The 4255-nt window shown below is 67.7% G+C and carries 4 protein-coding genes; 2 read left to right on the forward strand and 2 right to left on the reverse strand.

The annotated features are described in order from the left end of the window. Window positions 1-135 precede the first annotated feature (135 nt). Window positions 136-1413: an MFS transporter gene (locus ABF821_RS20115; protein WP_415531364.1), complete on the forward strand. Its 1278-nt coding sequence runs from the start codon at window positions 136-138 to the stop codon at window positions 1411-1413. Between the two features lie 89 nt (window positions 1414-1502). Here the strand turns inward: ABF821_RS20115 and ABF821_RS20120 are convergent, their stop codons facing one another. Further along, window positions 1503-2537, reverse strand: a complete 1035-nt coding sequence (locus ABF821_RS20120; protein WP_114729184.1) for a cysteine synthase A — start codon at window positions 2535-2537, stop codon at window positions 1503-1505. Window positions 2538-2650: 113 nt separating this feature from the next. Between ABF821_RS20120 and ABF821_RS20125 the strand changes: the two genes are divergently transcribed. Next, on the forward strand, window positions 2651-3058 hold the full coding sequence (locus ABF821_RS20125; protein ID WP_182974727.1) for a rhodanese-like domain-containing protein: 408 nt from the start codon (window positions 2651-2653) through the stop codon (window positions 3056-3058). 85 nt (window positions 3059-3143) lie between these two features. On the opposite strand, the gene ABF821_RS20130 is transcribed toward ABF821_RS20125, so the two are convergent. After that, a partial coding sequence (locus ABF821_RS20130; protein ID WP_415531365.1) for a hypothetical protein occupies window positions 3144-4255 on the reverse strand: 1112 nt, incomplete at its 5' end.

The following is a 4255-nucleotide window of genomic DNA, read 5'->3' on the forward strand; positions in this document are numbered from 1 at the left end:
GGGGGGGGGGGGGCCCCGGCCCGCCGGACGGGCATGCGTCTTCGGGACGGTCGGGGTTCATGGCGCGATGATCCTGCATGATGAACGGTGTGCGGCGATTCACCGCACCCTGAGGCGGCACGGGGACGGCCCTGCGTGAAACTGCCCAGGAACAGCCAGCGCGGGCTGGATTTGCTCAATTTCTTCGTCGGAAACCTACAGGCTTCTTTCGGCTCGTTCATCGCGGTGTATCTGACCGGTGCCCACTGGACGCAGGGGCAGATCGGCTATGTGCTCAGTATCGGGTCGGTCACCGCCATGGTCAGCCAGGTTCCGGCGGGCATGCTGGTCGACCGGCTGCGCGACAAGCATCGCGTTGCGGCGTTCTCGATCCTGGCCGTGATCTTCTGCTGCCTGCTGCTGGCCATCTTTCCGCAGCAATTGCCGGTGGCGCTGGCCGAGGTGCTGCACGGGCTGGCGAGCTGTACGCTGACGCCCGCGATCGGCGCGATTACGCTGGCGGTGGTGGCGGCGCAGGTGCTGCGCCTGCCCGATGACGGCAAGGGGCTGCTGGGCGAGCGCTTCGGCCGCAATGCCAGTTTTGCCTCGATCGGCAATGCCATCGGCTCCGGCCTGATGGGGGCGGTGGGGTACTGGGTTTCGCCGCAGGCCACGTTCTTTCTCGGTGCCGCGCTGGCGATGCCGGGGTTGCTGGCGCTGATGATGATCGAGCCGGTCGAAGCCGCGGCCTCGATCAACACCTCCGCCGTGGCCGAGGGCGAGCGGCCGCCGCGCACCAAGGGCGCGATGTGGGAATTGCTGCGCGACCGGCGGCTGTTCGCCTTTGCGATCTGCGTTGCCTTCTTCCATCTGTCGGCGGCGGGCATCCTGTCGCTGGCGGCCGGGCAGGTGACCAAGGACGCGGGCAATATCGCCGAGATCGTGATCGCGGCCTGCATCCTGCTGCCGCAGCTTGTCGGCGCGGCGCTGTCGCCGATCATCGGCCGGCTGGCGGAAACGGTCGGTCGGCGCCCCGTGATGCTGGTGACGTTCGCCACCCTGCCGCTGCGCGCCGCCCTGCTGGCGACGACCTCCAACCCCTATCTGATCATCGCGATCCAGTTGCTGGACGGGGTCAGTTCGTCGTCGTTCGGGGTGATGATGCCGCTGGTGGCCGCCGACCTGACGCGCGTCAGCGGCCGGTTCAACATGTGCATGGGGATTCTGGGGCTGGCCATGGGGGCTGGGGCCAGTTTCTCGACCTCGCTGGCCGGCACGGTGGCCGATCGCTCGGTCTCGCTGGCGTTCCTGATCCTGGCGGGGGCGGGGCTGGTCTGCGTGATTCTGGTCGCGCTGTTGATGGGCGATACGGCGCGCGGGAATGGGGCGCCCGCCGTCGCCGGGGGGAAGGATACGGCCGACGGGGTGTCGTAAGGGCGTCGCTCTTTCGGCCTCCGGGCTGAGGCTGTTTGATCGGGTCACCCTGCCGGATCGGCCGGCAGGGTGACCTTGCTGACGGCCTTTCAGGCGAGCCAGGACGGGACGGGGAGGTTCTTCTCGCGCAGGAAGGCGGGGTTGAACAGCTTGGACTGGTAGCGGCTGCCGCCGTCGCACAGGATGGTGACGATGGTGTGACCGGGGCCCATCTGGCGTGCCACGCGGATGGCCGCCGCGACGTTGATGCCCGATGAGCCGCCGATCGACAGGCCTTCGTGGATCAGCAGGTCGTAGATCAGGTCCAGCGCCTCGGCATCCGGGATGCGTTCGGCGTCGTCGATGGCGATGCCTTCCAGGTTGCCGGTGACGCGCGACTGGCCGATGCCCTCGGTGATCGAGCCGCCGCTGATGCTCATGTCGCCGGACTTCACCCAGCCGTAGAGCGCCGAGCCTTCTGGATCGGCCAGCACGATGCGGGGACGGGCGCGGCCCGCAGCGCGGGCGGAATCCTCTAGCCCCAGCGTGATGCCGGCCAGCGTGCCGCCGGTGCCGCAGGAGCAGGTGAAGGCGTCGATTTTCCCTTCGGTCTGGGTCCAGATCTCGGGGCCGGTGGTCGTGCGGTGACCCTCGCGGTTGGCGAGGTTGTCGAACTGATTGGCCCAGACCGCGCCCGTTTCTTCCGCCAGGCGGCGGGAGACGTGGACGTAGTTGCCCGGATCGCGGAACGGCTTGGCCGGCACCAGGCGCAGGTCGGCGCCGATCATGCGCAGGAAGTCGATCTTCTCCTGGCTCTGGGTCTCCGGCATGACGATCACCGAGCGGTAGCCGCGTGCGTTGGCGACCAGCGTGAGGCCGATTCCGGTATTGCCCGCCGTGCCCTCGACCACCGTGCCGCCGGGCTTGAGCACGCCCCGACGCTCGGCGTCGTCGATGATGGCCAGGGCGGCGCGGTCCTTGACCGAGCCGCCGGGATTCATGAATTCCGCCTTGCCCAGGATCTCGCAGCCCGTCAGTTCCGACGCGCGCCGCAGGCGGATCAGCGGCGTGTGGCCGATCGCGGCAGTCATGTCGGGGGACGAGGTCGTCCAGCCGATCGGGGCGGGATTTGCACTTTGGCCCATAACGCAGCACCTTCTCCGCAACGTGCGTGGCAACCTGTGGCTGCCGGAATGCGCCCGGCCAGGGCCGGGCGACCGTCATGCGCACAATGTGCATTCTTGCGATGGGACACAAGATGATCGAGGACGTAGCCCCCACCCGGACCTGGGACGAACTGGGCAGCCGCCCGCAGGCGCAACTGGTCGACGTGCGTACCGACGCGGAATGGATGTTCGTGGGCCTGCCCGACCTGTCGTCGGTCGGCAAGCAGGTGATCCCGGTTTCGTGGCAGGGTCTCAGCGGCCAGCCGAACCCGCGTTTCCTGGAGCAGCTTCAGGCGGCGGGGCTGACGCCGGAGCATGAGATCCATTTCATCTGCCGTTCCGGCGCGCGCAGCCATTCCGCCGCCATGGCGGCGCGGATGGCGGGGTTCGCGCATGTGTTCAACGTGGCCGGTGGATTCGAGGGGCCGCTGGATGCGGAGGGCCATCGGGGCGCCAAGGCCGGATGGAAGGCTGATGGCCTGCCCTGGCGCCAGAACTGAGTGCAGGGAGGGGAAGGCGCCGGCGTTCCTGACATCGTTCGCGACGGTGAGGGTGTGCGCCATGCCTCTGGCCTGTGTCGGCCTTTCATTGTGGCGCGCGATGCGGGCGGATGGGGGTGGCGGAGGGGCGGAGGCCGTTTTGCAGAAGGCGGAGCCGTTCGCGGGCGGTGCAGAGATCCTGATCGGCGGCATAGCCGCTTCCATCGGGGCTGAAGTCGGAAGTCGCCTTGCAGCTTGCGGCGATTTTTTTGTCCCAGCGTCGGTACGCGTGGCCGTCGAGGAGGGCCTGGCCGCCGGTATCGAGGCGTTGGGCGATGGCCTGCTCCAGGTAGGAGGTCAGGTTCAGGGCGCACATCGTCATGTTGCGCTGGTCGGCGCGGCAGGTGTGCAATGTGCTGTCGAGACAGCGGACGGTCGTTGCGTCGGAGACGTAGGGTTTCGTGATGCAGGCGTTCAGCAGCGTTCGGTCCGGCGTATGTTCGCAGCCCTGGTCGGGGAAATGCGGTTTTCCCGAGACGATCGAGGACGGGTAGAAAATGCAGTCTTCCAGGTGGTCGCGGCTGAGGACGAACCGGATGGAGACGGGCTGGCGATCGGACCCCTGATGCCAGGTTCCCTGCAATCCGGTCGCGGTATCGAAATCCAGGATCGCGGGGGCTGGGTGGGCCGACGAGACGAAATGCAGGTCGAAAACGCCGCCATCGGGCGCGGACAACGTGACCGTCTGCCGCGCGATCGTGGCCGTGAGCGGAATCGTCCTGCCCTGCGACGCATAGGAATAGTGGATATCGACGACGCGGGTACCGTTTTCGAGGGTGGCGACCATCGCGATGGGGCGATCGCCGATCGTGCCGCTCATGCCGAATTGATGGATGTGGCGCGCGGTATCGGCGGCATAGGCGCCGATATGATGCCCCATGAGGGCCGCCGACGACAGGACGAGAATGGCGCGTCGCAGGAAACGGGCTGGATGCGACATGGTGTTTGTCTGCCGTGCGCGGGTGTGTAGCCGGAGCGTGCCGAGCGCACCTATCGGACTTTCGACCGTCGAGCAAGCGGTCGTCAGGGACTCTCGCAGGTTTTCGTCATCTGATCGAAGAACCGGCCGGTGGGACAGGCCGTGTCGGGCGATGGTGCCTGCGTGGGGGCTGCTGCTACAGGTGCCGGCGGGGGCGTTGGTGCCGGCTGGGTGGGGAG

It is taken from the genome of Gluconacetobacter sp. (genome assembly GCF_047721585.1).
In the GTDB taxonomy this organism is placed as follows: Bacteria; Pseudomonadota; Alphaproteobacteria; order Acetobacterales; family Acetobacteraceae; genus Gluconacetobacter; species Gluconacetobacter dulcium.

Coding starts and splice junctions, on each gene's coding strand:
- ABF821_RS20120 (WP_114729184.1), bottom strand. CDS start 2,537: ATGGGCCAAAGTGCAAATCCCGCCCCGATCGGCTGGACGACCTCGTCC.
- ABF821_RS20125 (WP_182974727.1), top strand. CDS start 2,651: ATGATCGAGGACGTAGCCCCCACCCGGACCTGGGACGAACTGGGCAGC.